This is a genomic window from Flavobacterium sp. LM5 (assembly GCF_002017945.1).
Taxonomy (GTDB): domain Bacteria; phylum Bacteroidota; class Bacteroidia; order Flavobacteriales; family Flavobacteriaceae; genus Flavobacterium; species Flavobacterium succinicans.
In genome coordinates this window covers 43,010-69,579 of sequence record NZ_MUFX01000006.1, presented here as the reverse complement: position 1 = coordinate 69,579, position 26,570 = coordinate 43,010, and the positions used below count along the sequence as shown (strand labels likewise).

Genomic DNA, 26,570 nt, shown 5'->3' with positions numbered 1-26,570 from the left:
AGAAACAAAACGCCAAAGCACAAAGAATCTTTTAGCGAAACTTATTTTAATGCAATCCAGATTTTTTATTCTTCAACATAATTAGCTCCTAATTTTTTGTTGTTCTTTTAAAAACATAGCCCTACATTAAATACACAAATTGCTAAACCCCCTTTCTTAATGCTTGAGTGGACTCATCATTTATAAGAATTCGTTTTTATCAGCATTAGACATAAAAAAATCACTATAGCATATTTATAGTATTTAACTTTTAAAAATAGATCATATGGAAAAACCAAAATTAAGTTTCTGGCAAATTTGGAATCTAAGCTTTGGATTTTTAGGTGTACAAATTGGATACTCTCTACAAAACGGAAATACTAGTAGAATTTTAGAAGCTCTTGGCGCTGATGTTCACAGTATTGGCTATTTTTGGCTAGCAGCCCCATTAGCGGGACTAATAGTACAACCAATTATTGGACTTTCAAGCGATAAAACTTGGACCCGATTGGGCAGACGAATTCCATTTATTTTTTTCGGAGCAATCGTATCAGCACTAGCTATGTTTTTTATGCCTAATGCTGAGTATTTTGCTTACCTCTTACCGCCGCTTTTCTTTGGTGGTTTAATGTTGCTTTTAATGGACACTTCCTTTAATGTGACCATGCAACCTTTTAGAGCCTTAGTAGGCGATATGGTCAATGACGACCAACGCAATTTAGGCTATTCACTGCAAAGTGCTTTAATCAACTTTGGTGCAGTATTTGGTTCATTACTCCCTTGGATTTTGACCCAATCTGGCATCTCTAATGTTCCAGCCGCAGGCGAAAAAGTGGCCGAATCCGTAATTTGGTCCTTTTACATCGGAGGAGGAATATTGTTGGTTAGCGTACTTTGGACGGTTTTCAGAACCAAAGAATATGCTCCTAAAGAACATGCTCTTTACAACAAAATCGATTTGGATGCCGAAGTAAAAAAAGAAAAAACTAGCATTCTAAAATTAATCACAACTGCTCCAAAAATCTTTTGGCAGTTAGGATTTGTACAATTCTTTTCTTGGTTCGCCCTCTTTTTAATGTGGGTGTATACCACAAGAGCCATTGCTAATCAAGTATGGGGACCAGATGCCCTTGATGCCAAATCCATCGGATTTAATGAAGCTGGAGATTGGACCGGTGTTTTATTTGCCTTTTACAGTGCCGTAGCCGCTATTTACTCTTTATTGATGCCTTCTATAGCAAAAACTATTGGCCGTAAAAAAACCTATTCCTTCTCGTTACTTTTAGGAGGTTTAGGATTAATATCCATGTTCTTAATCGAAGACAAAAACCTATTATTAGTATCAATGGTTGGAGTTGGACTAGCATGGGCTGCAATTTTAGCCATGCCGTATGCCATGTTATCAGGATCACTTCCTGCCGACAAAATGGGGGTTTACATGGGCTTATTCAATGCCACAATCACACTACCACAAATTGCCGCAGGCCTTTTAGGAAGTACACTAATCGCACTCTTTGGAGGATTTCCGATGGCGATTATTGTCATAGCAGGATGCTCCATGTTGATTGCCGGATTAGGTGTTGTTTTCATTAAAGAGAAAACAACAAATCAATAAGAAGCCACAAAGTGAACGGCTTTGAATTTTGAAATAAAATAAAATTAGAACGCTGATATTTCAGCGCTAAAACAATATAGTACAGAGATAGCCACCAATACAATTAAAATGAAAAAGAAAAAAGGATTTATATTCGATTTAGATGGGGTAATTGTAGATACCGCAAAATACCATTATTTAGCTTGGAAGCAAATTGCAGACAGTTTAAATATTGAATTCACACACGAACACAATGAATTATTAAAAGGAGTTAGCCGAGTGCGATCGCTAGATATTATCCTAGATTTAGGAAAAATAGAAGCTTCACAAGCACAAAAAGACCAATGGTTAGTGCAAAAAAACGATGAATATCTTTCCTATTTAGTAGATATGGATCAAACAGAAATTCTTCCTGGAGTACTAGACGTTATAAATTTCTTGAAAGAAAACAATCAAGGTATTGCCTTAGGATCTGCTAGTAAAAACGCCAGACCTATTTTAGAAAAAACAGGAATCCTTTCCTATTTTGATGCTATTGTAGATGGTAATGATGTCTCTAACGCCAAACCGGATCCTGAAGTATTTTTAATTGCCGCACAACAACTGCAGGTAGAGCCAATTCACGCTTTTGTATTCGAAGATTCAGTGGCTGGCGTACAAGCTGCTAATATTGGTAACATGACCAGTATTGGTATTGGAGAACAAAGTGTGCTGCACGAAGCGCACCATAATTTCAAAGACTTCACCTTTATTAGTGAGGATTTCTTAAATGAATTAATCAACAAATAAACACTTTTTGCCCCCAAAAAAGATCCCAATAACATTTCAAAAGAACAATAAAAATTAAAAAAATGAACCAAGATTATATAAAACCCGACAATTGGTCCATCATTGAAGAAGATTTTGATGTAGAAAGAGTAAAATCATCAGAAAGTCTTTTCAGTATTGGAAATGGCGCCATGGGACAACGAGCTAATTTTGAAGAAAATTACTCTGGCCCGACTTTTCAAGGAAGCTATATTGCAGGAATTTACTATCCCGACAAAACCAAAGTGGGATGGTGGAAAAATGGGTATCCAAAATATTTTGCAAAGGTTTTGAATGCACCTAATTGGATCGGAATCAACATAGCCATCAACGGTGAAAATTTTGATTTATTTACTTGTACCGAAGTAAAAAACTTCAAAAGAGAATTAAACATGAAGGAAGGTTGGTATAACCGATCTTTCGAAGCTACATTAGCCAATGGTACAGCAATCGCGGTAAATGTGCGTCGTTTTTTAAGTTTAAATCTTGACGAAGCTGGTGTTATCAATTACGAAATAACACCATTAAACAAAGATGCAAAAATTGTTTACCAACCCTACATTGATGCAGGTGTTACCAACGAAGACACCAACTGGGAAGAAAAATTTTGGGAACCGTTAGAAGTAAAAAAAGCAACTAACGAAGCTTTTGTAACTGCTCAAACGTTCAAAACGCATTTTAAAGTAACCACTTTTATGCACAACACCATTTTAATTAACGGTGTACCTTCTCAAATCTCTGCTTCTTCTGTTGAATCTACTACAGATAAAGTACAATACACCTACGAAACTTTAGTAGCCAAAGGGGAAGTATCCGCTATTCAAAAAATTGGTGGTTATACCGTTTCATTAAATCACGACAATACACAAGCAGCAGCAGAAAAAGTAATTCAAGCCGCTGTAGCCAAAGGATATGATGCTTTGTTACTAGAACAAATTGAGGCTTGGGCCAAAATTTGGGAAATGTCAGACATTACCATTGCTGGCGATGTAAAAGCACAACAAGGCATTCGTTTCAATATTTTCCAATTGAATCAAACCTACTTAGGTAAAGATTCTAGATTAAACATTGGTCCAAAAGGATTTACTGGAGAAAAATACGGTGGATCAACTTATTGGGATACTGAAGCCTATTGTATTCCATTTTATATGGCGACCAAAGACCAAGAAGTGGCGCGTAACTTGTTAACGTATCGTTACAACCAATTGGACAAAGCCATCGAAAATGCTAAAGATAATTTAGGATTCAAAAACGGTGCTGCCTTGTATCCAATGGTTACCATGAACGGAGAAGAGTGCCACAACGAATGGGAAATTACCCATGAAGAAATTCACCGTAATGGAGCTATTGCCTTCGCCATTTATAACTACTACCGTTACACCGGAGATTACTCGTATATTCCAGAAAAAGGATTAGAAGTATTAATTGGTATTGCTCGTTTCTGGCACCAAAGAGCTTCGTTCTCTACCCACAAAAATCAATACATGATTTTGGGTGTAACTGGACCTAATGAGTACGAGAACAACATCAACAATAATTTCTACACCAATTATATTGCCAAATGGTGTATTGATTATGCTTACGAACAAATCCAAAAAGTAGCTACTGAATATCCATCAGACCACAAACGTGTGATTGAAAAAGTAAATCTAGCCGATGCAGAATTACAAGATTGGAAAAAAGTTTCTGGCAATATGTATTTCCCAAAATCAGAAGAATTAGGGATTTACTTGCAACAAGATGGCTTCTTAGACAAAGATTTAGTTCCAGTAAAAGATTTAGACCGCTCACAACGTCCGATCAACCAAAAATGGTCTTGGGATAGAGTATTGCGTTCGCCTTACATCAAACAAGCCGATGTGTTACAAGGTTTCTATTTCTTCGAAGATGATTTTACAACCGAAGAATTAAGAAAGAACTTTGAATTCTATGAATCTTTCACGGTACACGAAAGTTCACTTTCTCCTTGTGTTCACTCGATCCAAGCAGCAAAACTAGACAAAATGGATATGGCTTATGCTTTCTACTTAAGAACGTCTCGTTTGGATTTAGATGATTACAACAAAGAAGTAGAAGAAGGATGCCACATTACCTCTATGGCGGGTACTTGGATGAGTATCGTAGAAGGTTTTGGTGGAATGCGTGTTAAAGATAACGCGTTACACTTCGCTCCAAAAATCCCTAAAGAATGGGAAGGATATTCCTTTAAAATTAACTTTAGACACCAAATACTTAAAATGGAAGTCACACATAATGAAACCAAATTTTCATTAGAAGGTGACAAAGCATTGACCGTATTTGTCAACGGAAAAGAAGTGGTGGTTCAACCCAACTAATTCAATTCAGCTAATAACAATAACCCTTTCAAAGTAATCTTTGGAAGGGTTTAAAATTTAAAAAAAATGAGAAAAATAATCGTATTCCTATTATTCAGCTCACTAGCATTGGCCCAAAATGCCAATCGAAAGTTTGAAAGTTTCAAAAAAACCAATCAATCCCTGGAAGTTACTACATCAGATGGTGTGTATACTTTCCAACCGTATTCTGACAAAATCATTTCCACTTCGTTTGTACCAACTGGAGAAAAAGCCAATCCAAAATCGCATGCTGTAGTAGCAACACCTCAAAAGGTCAACCTAAAAATTACCACAACTCCAACTTCCCTTAAAATGGCAACTAATGGAATTGTGGTCGTTATTGAAAAAGCACCTTTTAAAATCTCGTATTCTTACCAAAACAAAGAATTGATTTCGGAAAAAACAGGCTATTTCAAAAAAGAAACGAACGAAATTCTTGATTTCAATTTAGATGCTACGGAAATATTGTATGGTACAGGTGAACGCGTGTTGGGCATGAACCGTCGTGGTCATCGTTTGCAATTATACAACAGAGCACATTATGGTTACGAAACGCATGCTGAATTGATGAATTTCACCATGCCATTGGTACTTTCTTCTAAAATTTACGCCATCCATTTTGACAATGCACCAATTGGTTATTTGGATTTAGACAGTAAAAAAGACAACACTTTAGCGTATGAAACCATTTCGGGTCGCAAAACCTATCAAGTGATAGCTGGAAATTCTTGGACTGATCTGATCGACAGTTATACGACATTGACAGGAAAACAACCCTTGCCAGCACTTTGGACTTTAGGGAATTTCTCTAGCCGATTTGGTTACCATTCTCAAGATGAAGTCAACAAAACTATTGAAAAATACATCAAAGACGGAATTCCAGTAGATGCGATTATTTTGGACTTGTACTGGTTTGGAAAAGAAATTACTGGAACTATGGGTAATTTAGATTGGGACAAAGACAATTTTCCGAATCCTTCCAAAATGATCGAAGACTTAAATCAAAAAGGTGTAAAAACCGTTTTGATTACCGAGCCGTTTATCACTAAAACGTCTAGCAAATGGGACGAAACCGTTGCCAAAAATGTTTTGGCCACTGACAAAGATGGTAAACCGTTTACTTTTGATTTCTTTTTTGGTCATACCGGAATTGTAGACATTTTCAATCCCGATGGAAAACAATGGTTTTGGGACGTGTACAAACGATTAATCCAACAAGGCGTTGGCGGATTTTGGGGCGATCTAGGCGAACCAGAAGTATTCCCATCCGCGGCCATCACTAAAGGCGGAACCGCTGACGAAGTACACAATATCTACGGTCACCACTGGGCAGAATTAATTGCAGATGGCTACAAAAAAGACTTTTCAGCTACACGTCCGTTTATCTTAATGCGTTCGGGCTACTCTGGGTCACAACGTTTTGGTATGATGCCCTGGACAGGCGATGTGAATCGTACTTGGGGCGGATTACAACCTCAAACTGAAATCTCACTACAAATGGGATTACAAGGTATTGGATACATGCACTCGGATCTGGGTGGATTTGCGGGCGATTATTATGACAACGAATTGTACTTACGTTGGTTACAATATGGCGTTTTTCAACCTATTTTCCGTCCACATGCCCAACAAGATGTGCCGTCAGAACCTGTTTTCAAAGACATCGTAACCAAAGCCAATGCTAAAAAACAGGTGGAATTGAGATACCAATTGTTGCCTTACAATTATACTTTGGCTTTCGAAAATAATCAAAAAGGAACACCTTTAATGCGTCCGTTGTTTTTTGAAGAGCCTGAAAACAACAACTTGCAAACAGTTTCCCATACTTACCTATGGGGGAATGACTTTTTAGTACACCCGATCACCGAAGCAGGCAAAAAATCGGCAGAAATTTATTTTCCAAAAAACAATTCTTGGTTCGACTTTTATTCTGATGCAAAATATCAAGGCGGAAGCACTGCGAATGTAGCTACGGCTACTGATCATATTCCTGTTTTTGTGCGTGGAGGCGCTTTCATTCCGATGATCAAAACCATTCAAAGTACTACAAAATATAGTCTAGACAGCTTTGACGTTCATTATTTTATGGACGAAAAAACACCTAATAGTGAAGGAAAATTATACAATGATGATGGTGTAACTGCTAATGCTTTCGAAAAAGGTCTGTATGAAATGATCACGTTCAATGCCCAAACAAAAGGGAATAGTACTACAATTACAGTTGCGACTAAATCAGGAAAAGCATTCTCTTCTAAAGACAAAAAAATAAATATGATCCTACATAATAGCGCAGCTATAAGCCAAATCAAAGTAAACGGAATCGTTACTCCATTTACCAAAGAAGGCCAAACAATTACTGTGACTGTTCCTATAAGCAAAAACAAACCAACACAAATTCAAATGCAACACTAATGAAAAAACAAACGATAGCGCTTACTTTAGCTCTTTCCACCTTAGTTGGTGGAATGGCTAGCGCACAGCAAAAACAAGCTCCCAAAAAAGAAACCATCCCTTTTGTTTGGGAAGGTGCCAATTTGTATTTCTTAATGACTGATCGTTTTAATGACGATAACAACCAAAAAGAAATCTATTTTGACAGAACCAAAACCTCAGGAAAACTCCGTGGGTTTGAAGGTGGAAATCTAAAAGGTATCACCCAAAAAATTGAAGAAGGCTATTTTACTAAACTCGGAATCAATGCCATTTGGATGACACCCATTGTAGAAAATATTCACGAAGGTGTAGACGAAGGAACTGGTTTAAGCTATGGCTTTCACGGATACTGGGCGAAAGATTGGACAGCCTTAGATCCGAATTTCGGAACCAAAGAAGATTTGGCAGACTTGGTGAAAAAAGCCCACGCCAAAGGCATCCGAATTGTTTTGGACGGAGTAATCAATCATACAGGACCTGTAACTGAGAAAGATGCCGTATGGCCATCGGATTGGGTTCGAACAGGACCACAATGCGATTACAAAAATTTTGTAGGAACTACCGAATGTACCTTGGTGGCCAATCTTCCCGATGTATTGACTGAAAGTGAAAAAGAAGTTGCCCTCCCTCCTTTCTTGATTGAAAAATGGAAAAAAGAAGGGCGTTACGAAAAAGAAATCGCTTCGTTGGACGCGTTTTTCAAAAGAACCGGTTACCCAAGAGCACCAAAATATTACATCATCAAATGGTTGACGGATTATATCGTTGAATTTGGAATTGATGGTTATCGTGCCGACACCGTAAAACATACCGACGCGAAAGTTTGGGGCGAATTCCAAAAAGAATGTCAATATGCCTTTGAAACTTGGAAGAAAAACAATCCTGCCAAAGTACTAGACAACAACTCGTTTTACACCATAGCCGAGGTGTATAATTACGGGATTAGCGGCGGACAAGATTTTGATTTTGGAGACAAAAAAATCAATTACTTCCAAAATGGCTTCAACAATATGATCAATTTTGAGTTCAAATCCGATGCACAAAAAGACTACGAATTCATTTTCTCAAAATACAGTTCCAAATTGAATAATGAACTCAAAGGGTACAGCGTTTTGAATTATTTATCCTCTCATGACGACGGTGGCCCATTTGACCCGAAAAGAGAAAAAACCATCGAAACAGGAACGAAATTACTACTCTCTCCAGGGATTTCTCAGGTGTATTATGGAGATGAATCGGGACGTTCCTTAGTAATCGAAGGTACTCAAGGCGATGCCACTTTGCGCTCGTTCATGAACTGGGACGCCATCAAAAACAATCCCGAAACCCAAAAAACATTGGCACACTGGCAAAAATTAGGGCAATTTAGAAAAAACCATCCTGCAATTGGCGCTGGGGTTCACAAACAAATCTCGGCTACTCCTTATGTATTTAGTCGTCAATTTGCTAAAGACAATTTCAATGATCAAGTGGTGGTTGCTTTAGATGTTAAACAAGGCAAAAAAGAAATTCCAGTAGGTAGTATCTTCAAAAACGGAACTACCGTTCGCGATGCCTATTCCAACCAAACCGCCAAAGTAAAAAACGGAAAAGTGACTATTACTTCTAATTTTACTTTTGTGCTTTTAGAGGCTAAAAAATAGAAAATTCATAAAAGTTCTAAAGATCGCAAATTCGCAAATTTCAATCCTTATTTAGGAAAATGAATTTGCGAATTTGCGGTTATTTTTTTATAAAGAAAAAGAAAAAATTACGAAGAAACACGAAGATATACTTTTTTACTTTGCGTTCCCTTGCGTAAATCTTTGCGAACCTTGCGGTTAATTTCACAAAAAACATAAAACAATGATAACTTACTATTTAGCTAAGAAGTAATTGCTTTTTCCTATTTTAGACCAAAAGAAAAAAAATGAAACTTCAACCGTATCTTTGGCTTATTTTTATTGGATTAACTAGTTGTACTACTATGCACAAACCACTCAACATTGCCCACAGAGGCGCCATGGGACACGAAACCCAAAACACCGTTCCCGCGATTAAAAAAGCATTAGCAATGGGCGTCGACCGCATCGAGATTGATGTGTTTGTCATCAAAACAGGAGAAGTGATGGTATTTCACGACGATATTTTGGATAGCCTAACCAATGCAAAAGGTCCGATAGAAGACTACACTTTCGAAGCTTTGCGAAAAGTAATCGTAAAAGGCGGACATCACATTCCGACGCTAGAAGAAATCATCACCACCATCGACCGAAAAGTACCTTTGAATATCGAATTAAAAGGCAAAAATACCGCCGAAGCTACACATATAATTGTTGCTGCTTTTGGCAAAAAAAGCTGGAAAACTTCTGATTTTATCATCTCCAGTTTCCTTTGGAACGAATTACAAACCTATCGAAAACTCGATTCCAAAATAGCCATTGACGTCTTAACAGAAGAAAATCCGCTAGACGCACTCCCAATGGCGCATCAAGTAAAGGCACAATCCATCAATCCTTGGTTCAAAACCCTTACGCCCGAAAATGTAAAACGCATTCACCAAGAAGGATTTAAAATCAATACGTACACCGTAAACGAGCCTGAAGACATTAAAAAAGTAATCGCATTGGGTGTCGATGGAATTTTTTGTAATTTTCCCGAAAGATTACGATGATGTACGACTGTTTAATTGTGGGAGGTGGCGCTGCAGGTTTTTTTACTGCCATCAACATTGTAGAAAGAAATCCAAAAGCAAAAGTAGCCATATTAGAACGTGGCGCCGAAGTGCTAGGCAAAGTGCGCATTTCGGGAGGAGGTCGCTGCAATGTAACACACGCTTGTTTTGAACCCAATGAACTCGTAAAATTTTACCCAAGAGGCGAAAAAGAATTGCGAGGTCCTTTCCATCAATTTTGTTCCGGGGACACCATCGAGTGGTTTGAACGCCACGGTGTAGCCCTCAAGATTGAAGACGATGGCCGAATGTTTCCTGTTTCGAACTCTTCTCAAACCATCATTGACTGTTTTCTAAAAGCCACCCAACAATTGGGTATTAAAGTCCTCACGGGTCAGAGCGTACAATCTATATTCAAAAAAGACAACTACTGGAAAATTGATACCCAAAATCAAAATTATCAAGCCGAGAAATTGATTTTAGCAACGGGAAGCAACCCAAAAATTTGGGAGATGCTACAGGAATTTGGCCACGCCATCATTCCGCCCGTGCCCTCTTTATTTACCTTTAACACCAAAGACCTCCGAATCAAAGAATTACCAGGCGTTTCGGCAAAAGTAACCGTGCGAGTAAAAGACACCAAACTCGAAGCCACTGGGCCACTTTTGATTACCCATTGGGGTATGAGTGGACCCGCTATTTTGAAACTATCCGCTTGGGGTGCCCGCATTTTGCACGACAAAAACTATCAATTTACGCTTTTGGTGAATTGGCTTAATACTATCGATACCGAAGAAGCCATCGCGCAACTGAAAACCCTTAAACAAGAACAAGCCAAAAAAACAGTCTCCAAAAAATCACCGTTTGAACTCACCAATCGCTTATGGGAAAGCTTGGTGTTGGCTTCTGGCATTACTACTGAAACCAAATGGGCCGATTTGTCCAAAACCCAATTGCAAAACTTAGCACAACAACTCACTAATGGTGTTTTCCAAATCAATGGGAAAAGCACTTTCAAAGAAGAATTCGTTACAGCTGGCGGTATTGATTTAAAGGAAATCAACTTTAAAACGATGGAAAGTAAAATTCATCCCAACCTTTATTTTGCGGGTGAAATTGTCAACATCGACGCCATTACAGGTGGTTTCAATTTCCAAAATGCTTGGACTAGCGGGTTTATTGTCGCGAATGCGGTGGGGTAATCATAACTAAAAACACAAATCGTTATAAATCAAAACACAAGACATCTCTGGCCACAAAACTTTTTGTAAATTTGAAAAAAATAAGCGATGACAACAATAACCTTAAAAATAAATGAAAAGTCAAAAAAAGGAAAAGCTTTTTTAGAAATGGCTCGTGTGTTTTCTGAAAATTCAAAAGAAATTGTTTTAATTGAAGAAGAGGATAAAAGCCCTTACAATCCTGAATTTGTAAAAAGAATCAAAAAAGCAAGCACTGAGAAAGGCCGACTAATGGAAAGTGCAGAAGATTTATGGGAAAGTATCAAGTAATCATTAAAGCAACTGCTGAAAAAGATTTGTCTAACCATAAAAAATCAGGCGATCTTGCTTCCATAAAAAAAATTATAAAAATACTCAATGAGTTGAAAGATCATCCCTACACTGGTAGTGGAAACCCCGAACCGTTAAAATTTGAATTAAGTGGATATTGGTCAAGAAGAATCAACAAAAAAGACCGTTTAATATATGAAGTTCGAGACGAGATTGTTACAGTGTTTGTAATTTCTGCACTAGGACATTATTCTTAATACTAAAAAATACATTCTTTACTTCAAATTATTCTTCAGGTGAAATTGCCAATATCGACGCCATTACAGGTGGTTTCAATTTCCAAAATGCTTGGACTAGCGGGTTTATTGTGGCGAATGCGGTGGTATAATTGTTTACAATTTATTAGACCTCCAAAACCATAACTTAATTTTAGTAGATTCAAAGAAAACTTGTACACCAACTACTTCCCTGTTTCTATAAATTGAATCGCTCGTTCCAATACTTCATCCTTACCTTCACGAAGACCCAAGATGGTCGGTTTTGCCTCGATATCGGGAACTATCCCAATGCGTTGTGTTTCGCGTCCATCAGGATAAAACACACCCAAACCACTAAACTGTGTATTGAAACCCTCGAGTATCTCAAACCTAATTACCCCACCGTCTGCACCTGCTGTTTGACTTCCTATAACAGTTGTATTGGGAGCCGATTGCAAACACATAGCTGAGTATTCACCGTGGCTCTGAGTAAACTGATTGACTAAAGCAATAACTTTTCCTTTATAGTAATCAGGATTTGTTTTACCACATATTTCAGTTTCTCTCCATATAAATCGTCCTGGATATGTTACATCAGGATCGATAAATTTTGCAAATTCTTTGGGTTCTGGGTTTAAATATTCCGCTAAGATATAATTTGTATCATGAGCTCCCAGCCTTAGATCAAAAACTATTGCTTTGGTACTTTTAAGTTTTGTCATGATACCTTCAATATCTTCTGGATATACTTCTCCCAAATTCACATAACCAATATTACCGTCTAAAAGTTTCCATTGCCCAAACTCTTTATTAGTTCTCCTGAACAAATTTGCGGTATATCGATAAATGTATTTCTCAGCCACTTTACCTTCTCTATTGTATTCTACTTTTACTGAATCTGTATGTCCATTAAAAATATGATACCAAGAATGTGTAGCCCGCAAGACATCATTACCGCCATCTAAATATCGTCTTGATTCCTTTAAAATTTCAGGTATTGTTTTTCCTCCCACTTTTGTAATGATATCTCCTACTCTGATATCGCTGATTTTAGCCAAAGAATCATTGTATATTTGATTAATTAAGACCTTATCATCAACAACTCTTATTCCTACAGGTATTTGTTTTTTGCCAAATTTTTCTAACATCACTTTTGTACCCAAGAAAGCATGTAAATCATTTAATTTAATCACTAGCTCTCGCATTAACAAGTGATACTCAACTTCTGTACTTGCAGTATTGAACTTCGGGAGCATTTCATAAAGAACATCATCCCAATTTTGGTCCATTAGGTATTTATATGGAAAAAAATATTCTACATAATTCCAATATCTGAAAAATGCCAACAAACGAAAGTTTCGGTCCTTCCAATCGTACTCAGGATATTTTATTTCATTACTAAACTCATAAGAAATAGCATCTGGTTTAGGCTCTCCTTTTCGATAATAAAAATGATTTGACTGTAATCGATTCTCTAGTATGAAGGTTAATTTTTCTGAAAGAGATTTTGAAAAAAAATGAGGATTGTTTAGCCAAGCAGTATTTAAGTTCTTATCAAAATACTTGATTTCACTTGACAAAATAATAGGTTCAACTTTCTTTACTTCGCCAAGTGAAGTAATCCAGTTTTCAACAACTTCCGAAAACTCTTTCTTACTTTTAGCTTTCTCTACTTGAGGTAGAATAGTAAATAATTCCTTATCCCAATCGTACTTTCCGCTAGCCACGTTAGGATGATAGTATTTCAAGAAGCCCCAAACTTTGGCAGTAGTGGCTAATTTTTCGGTTTCAGTTAAAGAATGTTGAGCGTGATTTATTTGGAAAAATAAAAAAAGGGTAAAGAAAAAGATTTTTTGCATTAGGTTAGTTGTCTATTATTCACTTATTATTTGTAAAAACAAATATACCGAATTATTTATTTAACCACCAAATACTTATATTTAATACCGTTGCAAAACTTACCCAAGCCAAATAAGGCAACAATAAATAGCCCGCAATTTTATTGATTTTAGCAAACTGAAGATAAGTTTCATAAATCATCAACCACAATAAGACAATCTCGATTCCTGCTAAAAAAGGATTATGCAAACCAAAAAACAAATACGACCACAAGGCATTCAACGCTAATTGTATCGCAAAAAGCGTCAATGCTTTTTTGACAATCGGCCGATTCCATTCGATTTTATCCCAAACCAAACCAGCCGCAACACCCATCATCACATACAACAAACTCCAAACAGGCGCAAAAACCCAATTTGGTGGATTAAAAGAAGGTTTTACTAATGTAGGATACCAATCTAAAATAGCGGCTTTGCTAACTGTACTTGAAAAATAACCTATTGCCAAACAAGTGACAACTACGGTAAGAATTCGGGTAATCTTATTCATTAGAATGATTTTTAAAGATTCCAAAAATAGGAAAAAGGATTCAAAAGAATAGCCAATAAAGAAATAAAGAAATAGCCAAAAAAAGTATCTTTGCGCAAATTTTATCTTCTATGACTGCTATCAACGATTTTATTCCAACAACGCCTTATACGCACCACATAGAAAAAGGCATTTTTCAATGGAGTGCTCCAAGTAACATTGCTTTAGTGAAATATTGGGGAAAAAGAGACGATTTGGGCCATCAAATACCAGCCAATCCATCTATAAGTTTTACGCTAAACAACTGCAAAACCATTACTAGTGTGGCTTTTGAAAGAAGAAACCTTTCGACTTCTATCAACGGTACCAATCCAAGCGATTACTCTTTTGACTTGCTTTTTGAAGGACAGCCCAAAGAGGAATTTAAACCAAAGATTCAGAAATTCTTAGAGCGCATCACGCCATTTATGCCCTTTTTGAAAGACTATCATTTTACCATAAACACCGAAAATACGTTCCCGCACAGCTCTGGAATTGCTTCTTCTGCATCAGGAATGGCGGCTTTGGCTATGAATTTTATGAGTATTGAAAAAGCATTAAATCCTGAAATGACCGACAATTATTTTTATCAAAAAGCGTCTTTTTTAGCGCGTTTAGGTTCAGGAAGTGCGTGTAGAAGTGTAAAAGGAAATCTTGTAGTTTGGGGAAATCAAGCGAATATTGAAGGAAGTTCGAACCTTTTTGGAGTGCCTTTTTCAGGAAAAACACATTCGTTTTTCGAAAACTATCAAGACACTATCTTGTTGGTCGACAAAGGCGAAAAGCAAGTATCAAGTACAGTGGGTCATGATTTGATGCATAATCATCCTTTTGCGGAACGTCGTTTTGAACAAGCACATGAAAATATCGATCAATTAATTCCAATTTTCGAGAATGGTGATTTGGAAGCATTTATCAAAATTGTAGAAAGTGAGGCGTTGACCTTGCACGCGATGATGATGACTTCTATGCCTTATTTCATTCTAATGAAACCAAACACGCTACAGATTATCAACGCCATTTGGAAGTATAGAAACGAAACTAAAACACCCGTTTGTTTTACCTTAGATGCGGGCGCAAATGTGCATGTTTTGTACCCTGAAAACGTAAAAGAATCTGTTTTACAATTTATTCAAAGTGAATTAGTTGGCTATTGTCAAAATGGTCAGTACCTTTGTGATGAAATAGGATTTGGCAGTCAACTAATCAAACAATAATAAAAATCCCTATATTTACCGTTAGGAAAGCAAAAAAGATATGAAAGGACCTTTATTTTACTCAAAAATATTACTTTTCGGAGAGTACGGAATCATTCAAGACTCAAAAGGATTATCTATTCCTTACAACTTTTACAATGGCGCCCTCAAAAAAGAAGACAATCCTTCGCAAGAGGCTATTGCTTCTAACGGCCATTTGAAACGATTTGTAACCTATTTGGAAACCCTACAAACGGAACAACCGGATTTGGTACAATTTGATATTGCCACTTTGCAAAAAGACGTGAATGAGGGTATGTTCTTTGATTCCAGTATTCCGCAAGGGTATGGAGTAGGTAGTAGTGGTGCTTTGGTGGCTGCTATTTATGACAAATACGCACAACATAAAATCACTGTTTTAGAAAACTTAACTCGTGAGAAATTATTAGCCTTAAAAACTATTTTCTCTCAAATGGAAAGTTTTTTTCACGGAAAAAGCTCTGGTTTAGACCCATTAAATAGCTATTTAAGCATTCCGATTTTAATCAATTCTAAAGATAATATTGAAGCCACAGGCATTCCAACTCAAAGTTTTGACGGCAAAGGCGCTGTGTTTTTGCTAGATTCTGGCATTGTAGGAGAAACCGCTCCTATGGTAAATATCTTTATGGAAAACCTAAAAGACCAAGGGTTTCGCACGATGTTGAAATCACAATTTGTAAAACATACTGATGCTTGTGTTGAAAATTTCCTTGTTGGAGATATCAAAGCGCTGTTTAGTAATACAAAAAAATTGTCTAAGGTCGTTTTAAATCATTTCAAGCCAATGATTCCTGAGCAATTTCATGGAGTTTGGCAACAAGGAATAGACACCAATGACTACTACTTAAAACTTTGCGGTTCTGGAGGCGGCGGTTACATTCTTGGTTTTACACAAGACTTAGAACGTGCCAAAGTAGCTTTAAAAGACTACAAACTTGAAGTGGTATACCAATTCTAAAAAAAACGAGAAGACTATTCATGATCAAACGAGAGCAAAAGCTATTGTTATTAAAAATCGTTAGTTTGTTCTCTGTTATTCGAGGGTACAACATTCCAATAATTATCATTGCGCAGTATTTGTCGGCTATTTTTATTATGGCGCCAGAGCAACGTGCCTTGAATATTTTATTGGATTTTAATATCTTTATTTTAGTATTTGCTTCGGCCATTGCGATAGCCTCAGGGTACATTATCAATAATTTTTACGACAGCCAAAAAGATTTAATCAACCGTCCGAACAAATCGATGTTGGACCGATTGGTGAGTCAAAAAACGAAACTTCAGGTATATTTTTCCTTGAATTTCATTGTTGCCTTGATGGCTTGGTTTGTTTCTTTGCGAGCCTTACTGTTTTTTTCATTCTACATTTTTCTGATTTGGTTCTATTCACATAAATTGAAAAAAATCGTTTTTATAGGAAATTTATCAGCGGCATTGCTAGCTGTTTGGCCTTTTTTCGCCATTCTTTTGTATTACTATCAACCCACTTCGATTGAAGAATTGGAACGCCACAAAGACCATTTTGCTGTAATCTTCGCCCATGCTTCTTTCTTGTTTTTATTGATTTTGATTCGGGAATTGATTAAAGATTTGGAAAATTTGAAAGGCGATTTGGCCAATAATTACCATACTATTCCTGTTTTTTATGGAGAAAATTGGTCCAAAAAAATCAGTACGGGATTAACGGTTTTAACGTTGGTTCCTGTGTACATTTTGATTGAGCTATATGATGTAGGCTATATGGACATCTACTTTTACAGTTCTTTGATTGTACTGTTGTTTTTTCTGCTTTTATTGTGGCAATCAAACGACAAAACGCACTACATTAGATTGCACAACATCTTGAAATTTTTGATTGTAGCAGGTGTTTTTTGCATTGTATTGACCAATCCAAGTGTGCTTTGGCATGGTAAAAATTGGTTATTAAAGCAGTAATTTCTCTGGAACAAAACGTTCTGTAGTGCAGGATTTCCTAGCCCTGATGGGAACGGCATCCTTTACTGCCGGGGTTCGGCAGTAAAGATATAGTGGACAGCAGGAAACAGCTCCTAAAGCAAATCGACTCACTAAAAACCGTACTTAACTACTAATAAATTAGCCAGTTATCGTTTTCTAATTATCGAAAATCGTTTCACAAGGATATAAATAGTATCTTTGCACCAAATTAGAGATTATTATGAATAATAAGGAAGGCAACAACAAACGAAGCGGAGCAAGGCCAGCAGGTTCAAGACCCAATTCGAATAAGCCAAAACCTGCGATGCAAAAAAGGGCACAAGGGCCTAAAAAAGCAAAACCAACTGCTAAAATTGAAGAGGCGAATAAAGTAGTTAAAAAACCCAATCAAGTAGCCAAAAGACTTAAAGAAAAAGACGAAATTCGTTTGAATAAATACATTTCGAACTCGGGCGTTTGTTCGAGACGTGATGCGGATATTTACATTCAATCTGGTAATGTAAAGGTAAATGGTGTTCCCGTAACTGAAATGGGATACCTAGTAAAACCAACAGATGTAGTGAACTTTGACGGAAAAGTTTTGACTCCAGAGAAGAAAGTGTACATCCTATTGAACAAACCTAAGAACTTTACCACGGCACTTGATGAAGGTCAAGAATACCGCAATGTTTTGGAATTGGTAAAAGGTTCTACTACGGCTAAAATTGGCCCAATTGGTAGAATGGACAAAAATACTACCGGCTTGTTATTGTTTACCAATGACACCGATATGATTCGTAAATTCACTTTACCAAATCAAAAATCCTCGAAAATCTATCAAGTTTCTTTGGACAAAAACTTAAAGTTTGAAGATTTAGAAAAAATCAATAAGGGTGTCGTTATTGATGGACACCGCGTATTTGTAGAAGACGTGAGCTACATTGAAAATGAAGCCAAAAGCGAAGTGGGCTTAAAATTACGCTCGGCGAATGTAAAAGTAGTGCGTTCTATTTTTGAACAATTCAGTTATGATGTGTTACGCATCGATCGCGTTTCGTTTGCTGGTTTGACCAAGAAGAATTTACCAAGAGGCAATTGGCGATTATTGACGGATCAAGAAATTATCAATTTGAAAAACGTTTAACAAAAATAAATACCAAACAATCCCATTACAATCCAATTGCAATGGGATTTTTTAATTCAAAACTATTATGAGTCCAGAAAAATTAAACTCTATTGCTTTCAAATGGTTTGACTGTTTTAATAATAAAGAGTTAGAAAAATTGTTGTCGCTTTATGATGACGAAGCCATACACTTTAGTCCAAAACTCAAAGTACGTCAACCTGAAACCCAAGGTCTAATATCCGGAAAACATGCCTTAAGAGCATGGTGGCAGGAGGCTTTTGAAAGACTTCCGAGTTTGCACTACAAAGTAACCTCGCTTACTGCTAATGGCGATCGAGTATTTATGGAATATATTCGAATGGTCGACAATGAAGACAATATGCTTGTAGCCGAAGTTTTAGAAGTTAAAAACGAAAAAATTATAGCTTCGAGAGTCTATCACGGATAAAATTAACAAAAAAATAAAGTAGCTTTACGGTTGTTCTAAACTAATCAAAATGAGAAAAAACCTATTCCTATTAACTTTTGCGCTATCTGTACTTTTTATTAGCTGCAAAAAAGAAGCGAATTCTACTAATTTTAGTGCACTAACCAAGAGTTACTTTGATGACAAAAATGTTTTAAATCCACTTGGCGCCACACAAAATGGTCAAAACGAATACAATGACCAATTGCAATTTGAAATGACCGATTCGTTCCGAAAAAAACAAGAAGCTTTTTATGAAAAATACGAAACAGCATTGAGCGAAATAGACAGTACAAGCCTCTCTGAGGAAGAGCTTAACAGCTATGAAATCATAAAATGGGAAATTGCTATAGGCAAGGAAATGCTACAATATCCTACTAATTTAATACCTATGAGTCAGTTTGAAGGCACTCATTTAACAATCGGACAAATGGCAGGCGGTACCGGAGCACAACCTTTCAAAACCGAAAAAGATTACATCAACTTCTTAAAAAGGATGGAATTGTACAGTCAATGGATTGATTCGGCAATGGTCTATATGAAAAAAGGAATCAAGGAAGGAGTAGTATTACCAAAAGCTTTAACACAAAAAATGATTCCTCAATTTGAAGGAATGCCAACAGCCAAAATAGAGGACAATCTATTTTATTCTGCAGTGAAACTGATGCCTAGTAGCTTTTCAGTAGCAACTAAACAAGAAATTGCAGCTAAATACAACTCAGTAATTATCATAAAATTGATTCCGAAATACCAAAAAATGACCACTTTTTTGAAAACAGAATACCTTCCTGCTTCAAGAACCACAAGTGGCATTGGGAGCCTTGCTATTGGCAAGAAATTATATAACAGTTATGCCAAACAATGGACTACTACCACAACAACTCCAGAAGCTATTCACGAATTAGGACTTAAAGAAGTAGCACGCATTCGAAGTGAAATGGAGAAAGTAAAAGCCCAAGTAGGTTTCAAAGGAAGCTTAATAGCCTTTTTTGATGAAGTGCGAAACAAAAAAGAATTAATGCCTTTTACACAACCTGAAGAAGTAATTGCCAATTTTAATCGCATCCATAAAATTATTGAGCCTAAAGTCAATCAGTTGTTTTCATTACAACCTAAAACTAAATTTGAAGTAAGAAGAACTGAAGCATTTCGAGAAAAAACGGCCAGTGCCGAATACAATCAAGGCACGACAGATGGTAGTCGTCCTGGTATTTTTTACGTTCCCATTCCAGATGTTAAAAGCTACAATATGTATGGTGACGAAGATTTATTTTTACACGAAGCCATCCCAGGACATCATTTTCAAGTATCCTTACAACAAGAAAATGCCAATTTACCTGATTTCAGAAAATACAACTGGTTTGGTGCGTATGGCGAAGGCTGGGCGCTATACACTGAAAGCTTAGGGCCAGAATTGGGACTTTATAAAGATCCGTATCAGTATTTTGGCATGTTGAGCAACGAGATGCATCGCGCCATTCGTTTGGTGGTCGACACAGGATTACACAGTAAAGGCTGGACTAGAGAACAAGCCATCAAATATTCTCTGGAAAACGAAGCCGAAAGTGAAGCCAGTATCATTGCCGAAATAGAACGTTACATGGCCATTCCAGGTCAAGCGCTCTCTTATAAAATGGGACAACTTAAAATCATGGAACTTCGAGAAAAAGCAAAAACCAAGTTAGGCAATAGTTTTGATATCAAAACATACCACGAAAAAGTATTAGAATCAGGATGCTTGCCTTTGGCTCTATTGGAAACAAAAATTGATCACTGGATAGGCAAAAAATAATTTCAAAGCAAAAGGGATATTGAGCACTTCAATATCCCTTTTTTTATATCAAACTAGAGCAACAATTCTAGTCTTTACTTTCCTTTTTTAAAACGGAAGAACGAAAAAGCAGCGATCTCTGGCCGGCTACTTTCAAAATAATCATACCCTTTTTCAGCATTGGGAATCCCTAAGATTAACCGCACACCTCGGGGCAAAATACCATACAAAATTTGAGCCTCTTTATCTAATATTGAAAATAAATTTTCAGGAACCTCTTTCTTCAAGTTAGTCAACACCAAAAGTGTTACTACATTAAAAAGCACCCTTGCGGATTCGCTTTTAATACACATTTCATTAGAAATCATCTCTGACAAACGCTCTTTTTTATTGGGAAACAAACGGTTAAGATACACAAAAGCCTCGGAAAACAAGTTTTCATGAGTATAAAAATCATCTAATTGTTTTTCAAAAGAAACCTCTATTTCATCCACTGCTTTTAACAAAACCTCCAAGTCTTTACAATTTTTAATCCCTACTAAAAGGGTACAAATGCATACTTCGAAGGCTTTTTTTAATTGATTTTCCCGCTCATTACATATGTACGCTAGTTTTACGAAAAGATCATTTGAAACTAAATCTTTGAAAGGATGCAGTAAAGTTGTCATTATGGTTTTTGAAAAAGTTAAATTAGGAACAAAAAGTGATATTTAGAAACGAGGTTCTAAATGTACTATTTTATTTGTTATTTAAAAATTAAAAAAACGTTACTTATTCAAAAAAAAAGCTTCTCGTAATGAGAAGCTTTTTTTGTGCGGATAATAGGACTCGAACCTACACGCCTTGCGGCACCAGATCCTAAGTCTGGCACGTCTACCAATTTCGCCATATCCGCGACTTTGTGGGTGCAAATATAAGCATAAGTTCTAATTTTCAAAGGATTTTTTAAAAAAAATAATAATCATTTTTTTGTACATTTGACTTTACAAAATTAAACCTCCAAAATGGAAAATAGAAGTAATTACGTTCAGCAACATAAAGAACGCTTTATCAATGAATTAGTCGAATTATTAAAAATTCCTTCCGTTAGTGCCGATACCGCTTTCTCTCAAGATGTACTTGATACCGCCGAAGCCGTAAAAATTAGTTTAGAAAAAGCTGGCTGTGATTTCGTTGAAATCTGTGAAACTGCAGGTTATCCGATCGTATATGGAGAAAAAATCATAGACCCTAATTTACCAACGGTTTTGGTTTACGGACACTATGATGTACAACCCGCCGATCCTATCGAATTGTGGACCTCTCCTCCTTTTGAACCTGTGATCAAACCAACGGCTATACATCCTGAAGGCGCTATTTTTGCACGTGGTGCTTGCGACGACAAAGGCCAAATGTACATGCATGTAAAAGCTTTTGAATACATGATTCAAAGCAATACTTTGCCTTGTAATGTAAAATTCATGATTGAAGGTGAAGAAGAAGTAGGCAGTGTCAACTTAAAAACATTTGTTGAAAATAACACTGAGAAATTAAAAAACGATGTGATTTTAATTTCGGATACGGGAATGATTTCTAATCAACAACCATCCATCACCACAGGATTACGTGGATTGAGTTATGTAGAAGTAGAAGTGACTGGTCCTAACCGCGATTTACATTCTGGTTTGTACGGTGGCGCAGTTGCCAACCCAATCAATATCTTATCCAAAATGATTGCTTCGCTTCATGACGAAAACAATCACATCACCATTCCAGGTTTCTATGATAATGTAGAAGAATTATCTCTGGAAGAAAGAGCCGAAATGGGCAAAGCACCTTTTAGCTTAGAAAACTACAAAAAAGCATTAGATATCAATGATGTGTATGGCGAAACAGGCTACACAACAAATGAGCGTAATTCTATCCGTCCCACTCTAGATGTAAATGGAATCTGGGGAGGTTATACAGGAGAAGGCGCCAAAACAGTAATTGCCAGCAAAGCCTATGCGAAAATCTCGATGCGTTTAGTACCTAATCAAGATTGGGAAGTGATTACCGATTTGTTTACCAAACACTTTATAAGTATTGCTCCAGCAGGCGTGAGTGTTGTAGTAAAACCGCATCACGGTGGACAAGGTTATGTGACTCCTATCGACAGCATTGGTTACCAAGCCGCCAACAAAGCTTATACAGAAACCTTTGGCGTTCCTGCCATTCCGGTTCGTTCCGGTGGAAGTATTCCTATCGTTGCATTATTCGAAAAAGAATTGAAAAGCAAAACCATCTTGATGGGATTCGGTTTAGACTCCGATGCTATTCATTCTCCAAACGAACATTTCGGAATTTTCAATTACCTCAAAGGAATCGAAACCATTCCACTTTTCTATAAATATTTTGTAGAGTTGAGTAAATAAATACTCTTTTCATACCAACATCCGCTCCTTCATACTTGATTGAGCGGATTTTTTTTTGGGCGTAACCCGCAGAAAAAGCGGGTCGGGTCATCCGCTATATCTTTTTGGGCCCTCGCCGAAAAAGCGAGTCCCCAAAAAGGATGCCGCTCCTACCCCTTACGCAAAACCGTTCCTAAACCACTCATTGCAAAAAAGTTAACCATTTTGTTGCAGATATTATTTTTTATTCTACATTTGTAGAGTAATGTATTATTCTGTAGAGCCATGGCAAAACCAATCTTACTATTTGTACTATTTCTTTTATGTAGTTGCCAAGTACAACACATCAATCAAAAGAAAGACAAAAAAATGCACGGCAAATGGATTGAAGAATATACTTTGGACACCATTCGATACAAATCTATTGGAAGATACAAAGAAGGAGAGCCAGTCAAAAAATGGAAATATTATGCCAATGGCAAAATCATCAAAAAAGAAACCTATAAAAAAGAGTATTGCAAAGTGCACTTTTACCACCCGAATGGAGCGCTTCAAGCCAAAGGAATTACACAGTTGATTGAAAAAGGGAAAGACATTCATTGGTTTTACTCCGGCGAATGGGAGTATTTCGACACCAATAAAAATTTAATCATCAACCGTTTGTACGACCATGGAGAACTTATCTCAGAAAAAGAAATAAAAAACACAAAACAATAAACCATGCAACAACTCACCAACGCCGAAGAACAAGTTATGCAGCATTTGTGGCAACTCGAAAAAGCCTTTATGAAAGACCTACTCGAAGCCTACCCTGACCCAAAACCTGCTACAACTACCATTGCTACCTTATTAAAACGAATGATTGACAAGCAGTTTGTAGCTTACAAAGAATATGGCAACTCGAGAGAGTATTACCCATTAATTGACAAAAACGATTATTTCTCAAAACATGTCAATGGACTAATTAGTAATTTCTTTAATAATTCAGCTTCTCAATTTGCTTCATTTTTTACCAAAGAAACAAACCTAACCGCCAAAGAACTAGAGGATCTTAAAAAAATCATAGATAACGAAATCCAAAAAAAGAAACCATGACACAGTACTTGCTCACTTCAACTATTGTTGCTACTATTCTATTGGTAGTATATCAGCTTTTTCTGGAAAAAGAAAAAATGCATCTTTTCAATCGGTTTTACTTGTTGATTAGCTTGCTTTTTTCACTTCTAATTCCTTTTATCTCGATTGAAATTATTAAAGAAATCACGACTCCTGCGACTGCTCCAATTGCAATGAACTTTTCTAGAGGAACTATGGTAATTGCAGAAGAAACGAATTATTTAGAACAAACATTATGGGGTATTTATGTCCTAGTAACTGCAATACTATCTGTTAGATTTATTCGAAATATTGCGACTTTTTACCAATTAAAAAAGAATAACGCAACACTTTCGTTTCAAAACGCGACTTTAGTTTTACTACATGAACCCGTGTTACCGCATACCTTCATGAATACCATTTTCATCAATGAAGCGGAATACCAAGAACGTAAAATTGAAAAAGAATTGTTTGCTCACGAAATGACACATGTCAATCAAAAGCACACGCTAGATGTTCTATTTGTAGAGTTGATTAAAACTGTTTTTTGGTTCAATCCTTTGTTTTTGTTGTACAAAAAAGCCATACAACTCAATCATGAATTCCTAGCCGATGAAAAAGTGGTGCAATCGTACAAAAATATTCCATTTTATCAATCGCTATTGTTATCCAAAGCGAGTTGCAACCCGCCTTTGTATCTAGCAAGTAATTTAAATTTTCAAGTCACTAAAAAACGCTTTCTTATGATGAGCCGAAATTCTTCTAAAAAGATAATACTTGGCAAACAGCTAGCACTATTACCCATTTTTACCGCACTATTTTGCTATTTCTGCATCGATAGTGTAGCGCAGGTACAAACGAAACCAACCATAAACACAAAATTTACAACTGCATCAGTCACCGACAGAGATGCCTACTATGCCAGTGTTACAGTTAATGTTACTGACGAAAAAAGAAACCTCATCTTTTCCAAAAAATACGAAGACTTGACTTTGGAAGAAAAAAATAGATACTTATCCTATACTCCCAAAAAATACTCAAAAAAGAGCCCTACAAAGGCAGAATTTGAAGATTTCAAAAACAGTAAAAAATATGCCATCTGGATTGACGATATTCCAGCCAACAATAGCCATTTAGCTGTCTATTCACCAGATAAAATTGTTTATTTTACAGGAAGCTTTGTTCATAAAAATGCTAGAAGCAAAAAATTTCCACAGCCTTTTCAGTATAATTTCTATACAGAGGCCTATTATGAAAAAAACTTAAAGAATGCGCACAAAAAGTTTTCTGGGAAAAGCATCGATATTGTTCTAAGTGACTCCAAAAAATCACCAAAAAATTTAAAACCAAATACAGAAGAAGAGTCATTAGTTAGCCCAAATAAAAACCTGGCAAATTTAAATCCTGTTCCAAAAACTGAGACTTTAGTCAATTTGCTACAAGAAACTACAAAAGAAAGCAATCCACCACTATCGAATGATGTTGTGTTTAATGTAGCAGGTATAACTGAAAAACCCGAATTCCCTGGAGGCATGGAGAAGTTCTACAAATTTGTTGGAAATAATTTTCAAGCTCCAACTGAACCTAATTTAAAAGGAAAAGTATATGTTATGTTCATTATCGAAAAAGATGGAAGCATTACTAATGTCAGCGTTTTGAGAGATATTGGACACGGGACCGGAGAAGAAGCCATGCGCGTAATCAAACTTTCTCCAAAATGGATTCCTGCTCAGAAAGACGGCGTGCCAGTTCGTGTACAGTATAGTTTACCCATCACTATTATGAGTTCTAACTTATAAAACAATAAATATTTAACCAAAAAAAAAGACCATGAAAACACCACAATTTCAATTAAAAAAGAAACCCACTAGATGGTTTACCTGCACGATGCTAGTTTTGGCATTAATAGCAACTTCTTTTGCAAACGCTCAAGCAAATCTATCTCAAAAGCAAGAGAAGGGTTCGCTATTCGAAAACTATTACAATAACACCATTTTTAAAATAAAAGACGAAAAAGGAACAATTGTAGCAGAGAAAAAATACGATCAATTAAATCAAGTTGAGAAAAAACTTGTACCCAATTTCTTTAGCAACAATAAAACCATGCCAACAAAAGAAGAGTTAGATGAACTATTAAAAAAAGGAGGACCTGCCGTAATTATCATAGATGCTTTTGACCCAAAAAACCAAAAAACTAAAAAGGGTGAAAATGTAATCTACCAAGTCAATGAAATTACCGAAGACCCAATATTCCCGAATGGAATGGAAGCCTTTTACAAGTACGTTGCAATGCATTTTACGCTACCAAAAGAGGCAGTAGAGCAAAAAGCCAAAGGCAAAATTTATCTTAGTTTTATTATAGAAACAGACGGGTCTCTTACCGAAATTACAACTTTAAGAGATAATGTCGGTTACGGAACTGTTGATGAGGCGATACGAGTAGTAAAAAGTGCTCCGAAATGGATTCCTGGAAAAATCAACAGTGAACCGGTGAGAGTCAGATATTCATTACCAATTACAATAAATCCAAAAGCTTAGCATAAAAAAACCGCTTCTCTTCAAGTACAAGT

General features: G+C 36.5%; 23 protein-coding genes, 1 tRNA gene and 1 pseudogene. 21 read left to right on the top strand and 4 right to left on the bottom strand.

Going from position 1 to position 26,570, the window contains the following annotated elements:
* Positions 1-265: 265 nt before the first annotated feature.
* From BXU11_RS15465 to BXU11_RS17715, 10 genes and pseudogenes are all read left to right on the top strand, one after another.
* The gene (locus tag BXU11_RS15465; protein ID WP_078213198.1) at positions 266-1,594 is read left to right on the top strand and encodes an MFS transporter; all 1,329 of its coding nucleotides are present in this window, start codon (positions 266-268) and stop codon (positions 1,592-1,594) included.
* Between the two features lie 108 nt (positions 1,595-1,702).
* Positions 1,703-2,362, top strand: coding sequence for a beta-phosphoglucomutase (gene pgmB, locus BXU11_RS15460; RefSeq protein ID WP_078213197.1), 660 nt, complete (start codon positions 1,703-1,705; stop codon positions 2,360-2,362).
* 62 nt (positions 2,363-2,424) lie between these two features.
* On the top strand, positions 2,425-4,716 hold the full coding sequence (locus tag BXU11_RS15455) for a glycoside hydrolase family 65 protein (protein WP_078213196.1): 2,292 nt from the start codon (positions 2,425-2,427) through the stop codon (positions 4,714-4,716).
* A 66-nt stretch (positions 4,717-4,782) separates the two neighbouring features.
* Complete coding sequence (locus BXU11_RS15450; RefSeq protein WP_078213195.1) at positions 4,783-7,149, top strand: TIM-barrel domain-containing protein; 2,367 nt, start codon at positions 4,783-4,785, stop codon at positions 7,147-7,149.
* A complete protein-coding gene (locus tag BXU11_RS15445) occupies positions 7,149-8,813 on the top strand; it encodes an alpha-amylase family glycosyl hydrolase (protein WP_078213194.1) in 1,665 nt (554 codons plus the stop codon). Before BXU11_RS15450 ends, BXU11_RS15445 begins: the two co-directional genes overlap by 1 nt.
* 266 nt (positions 8,814-9,079) lie before the next feature.
* A complete protein-coding gene (locus BXU11_RS15440) occupies positions 9,080-9,823 on the top strand; it encodes a glycerophosphodiester phosphodiesterase family protein (protein ID WP_078213193.1) in 744 nt (247 codons plus the stop codon).
* A complete protein-coding gene (locus tag BXU11_RS15435; RefSeq protein WP_078213192.1) occupies positions 9,820-11,025 on the top strand; it encodes an NAD(P)/FAD-dependent oxidoreductase in 1,206 nt (401 codons plus the stop codon). Before BXU11_RS15440 ends, BXU11_RS15435 begins: the two co-directional genes overlap by 4 nt.
* Positions 11,026-11,112: 87 nt before the next feature.
* A complete protein-coding gene (locus BXU11_RS15430) occupies positions 11,113-11,334 on the top strand; it encodes a DUF2683 family protein (RefSeq protein ID WP_024982200.1) in 222 nt (73 codons plus the stop codon).
* Positions 11,316-11,591 carry a Txe/YoeB family addiction module toxin gene (locus BXU11_RS15425; protein WP_024982199.1) on the top strand — a complete coding sequence of 92 codons (276 nt, stop codon included), beginning with the start codon at positions 11,316-11,318 and terminating at the stop codon, positions 11,589-11,591. The genes BXU11_RS15430 and BXU11_RS15425 overlap by 19 nt, the downstream gene beginning before the upstream one ends.
* A gap of 29 nt (positions 11,592-11,620) precedes the next feature.
* Positions 11,621-11,722: pseudogene (locus BXU11_RS17715) on the top strand (NAD(P)/FAD-dependent oxidoreductase); the annotation flags it as partial.
* A 72-nt stretch (positions 11,723-11,794) separates the two neighbouring features.
* Here the strand turns inward: BXU11_RS17715 and BXU11_RS15420 are convergent.
* Positions 11,795-13,450 (bottom strand): S41 family peptidase, encoded by a 1,656-nt coding sequence (locus BXU11_RS15420; protein ID WP_078213191.1) that lies wholly within the window; start codon positions 13,448-13,450, stop codon positions 11,795-11,797.
* A 52-nt stretch (positions 13,451-13,502) separates the two neighbouring features.
* Entirely contained in the window at positions 13,503-13,979 is a 477-nt protein-coding gene (locus tag BXU11_RS15415; RefSeq protein WP_078213190.1) for a TspO/MBR family protein, read from the bottom strand.
* A gap of 110 nt (positions 13,980-14,089) precedes the next feature.
* Between BXU11_RS15415 and BXU11_RS15410 the strand changes: the two genes are divergently transcribed.
* From BXU11_RS15410 to BXU11_RS15385, 6 genes are all read left to right on the top strand, one after another.
* Complete coding sequence (locus tag BXU11_RS15410; RefSeq protein WP_078213189.1) at positions 14,090-15,214, top strand: diphosphomevalonate/mevalonate 3,5-bisphosphate decarboxylase family protein; 1,125 nt, start codon at positions 14,090-14,092, stop codon at positions 15,212-15,214.
* A 40-nt stretch (positions 15,215-15,254) separates the two neighbouring features.
* Entirely contained in the window at positions 15,255-16,193 is a 939-nt protein-coding gene (locus BXU11_RS15405; protein WP_024982195.1) for a mevalonate kinase, read from the top strand.
* Positions 16,194-16,213: 20 nt separating this feature from the next.
* Positions 16,214-17,170 (top strand): geranylgeranylglycerol-phosphate geranylgeranyltransferase, encoded by a 957-nt coding sequence (locus tag BXU11_RS15400; protein ID WP_024982194.1) that lies wholly within the window; start codon positions 16,214-16,216, stop codon positions 17,168-17,170.
* Between the two features lie 241 nt (positions 17,171-17,411).
* Positions 17,412-18,314: a pseudouridine synthase gene (locus tag BXU11_RS15395; RefSeq protein WP_024982193.1), complete on the top strand. Its 903-nt coding sequence runs from the start codon at positions 17,412-17,414 to the stop codon at positions 18,312-18,314.
* Between the two features lie 67 nt (positions 18,315-18,381).
* The gene (locus BXU11_RS15390; protein WP_024982192.1) at positions 18,382-18,744 is read left to right on the top strand and encodes a nuclear transport factor 2 family protein; all 363 of its coding nucleotides are present in this window, start codon (positions 18,382-18,384) and stop codon (positions 18,742-18,744) included.
* 49 nt (positions 18,745-18,793) lie between these two features.
* The gene (locus BXU11_RS15385; protein WP_078213188.1) at positions 18,794-20,554 is read left to right on the top strand and encodes a DUF885 family protein; all 1,761 of its coding nucleotides are present in this window, start codon (positions 18,794-18,796) and stop codon (positions 20,552-20,554) included.
* A gap of 74 nt (positions 20,555-20,628) precedes the next feature.
* Here BXU11_RS15385 and BXU11_RS15380 read toward each other — a convergent pair whose 3' ends face one another.
* Both BXU11_RS15380 and BXU11_RS15375 read right to left on the bottom strand, forming a co-directional pair.
* On the bottom strand, positions 20,629-21,201 hold the full coding sequence (locus tag BXU11_RS15380; protein ID WP_078213187.1) for a hypothetical protein: 573 nt from the start codon (positions 21,199-21,201) through the stop codon (positions 20,629-20,631).
* A 145-nt stretch (positions 21,202-21,346) separates the two neighbouring features.
* Positions 21,347-21,428: transfer RNA gene (locus BXU11_RS15375), tRNA-Leu, on the bottom strand.
* A gap of 109 nt (positions 21,429-21,537) precedes the next feature.
* Here BXU11_RS15375 and BXU11_RS15370 point away from each other — a divergent pair.
* The 5 genes from BXU11_RS15370 to BXU11_RS15350 all read left to right on the top strand — a co-directional run bounded on the left by BXU11_RS15370 (position 21,538) and on the right by BXU11_RS15350 (position 26,538).
* Positions 21,538-22,926: a dipeptidase gene (locus tag BXU11_RS15370; RefSeq protein WP_078213186.1), complete on the top strand. Its 1,389-nt coding sequence runs from the start codon at positions 21,538-21,540 to the stop codon at positions 22,924-22,926.
* 264 nt (positions 22,927-23,190) lie between these two features.
* Positions 23,191-23,622 carry a hypothetical protein gene (locus BXU11_RS15365; RefSeq protein WP_078213185.1) on the top strand — a complete coding sequence of 144 codons (432 nt, stop codon included), beginning with the start codon at positions 23,191-23,193 and terminating at the stop codon, positions 23,620-23,622.
* Between the two features lie 3 nt (positions 23,623-23,625).
* Positions 23,626-24,000 carry a BlaI/MecI/CopY family transcriptional regulator gene (locus tag BXU11_RS15360; protein ID WP_024982187.1) on the top strand — a complete coding sequence of 125 codons (375 nt, stop codon included), beginning with the start codon at positions 23,626-23,628 and terminating at the stop codon, positions 23,998-24,000.
* Entirely contained in the window at positions 23,997-25,799 is a 1,803-nt protein-coding gene (locus BXU11_RS15355; RefSeq protein WP_078213184.1) for a M56 family metallopeptidase, read from the top strand. Before BXU11_RS15360 ends, BXU11_RS15355 begins: the two co-directional genes overlap by 4 nt.
* A gap of 31 nt (positions 25,800-25,830) precedes the next feature.
* Entirely contained in the window at positions 25,831-26,538 is a 708-nt protein-coding gene (locus BXU11_RS15350; RefSeq protein ID WP_078213183.1) for an energy transducer TonB, read from the top strand.
* The last annotated feature ends 32 nt before the right edge of the window (positions 26,539-26,570 follow it).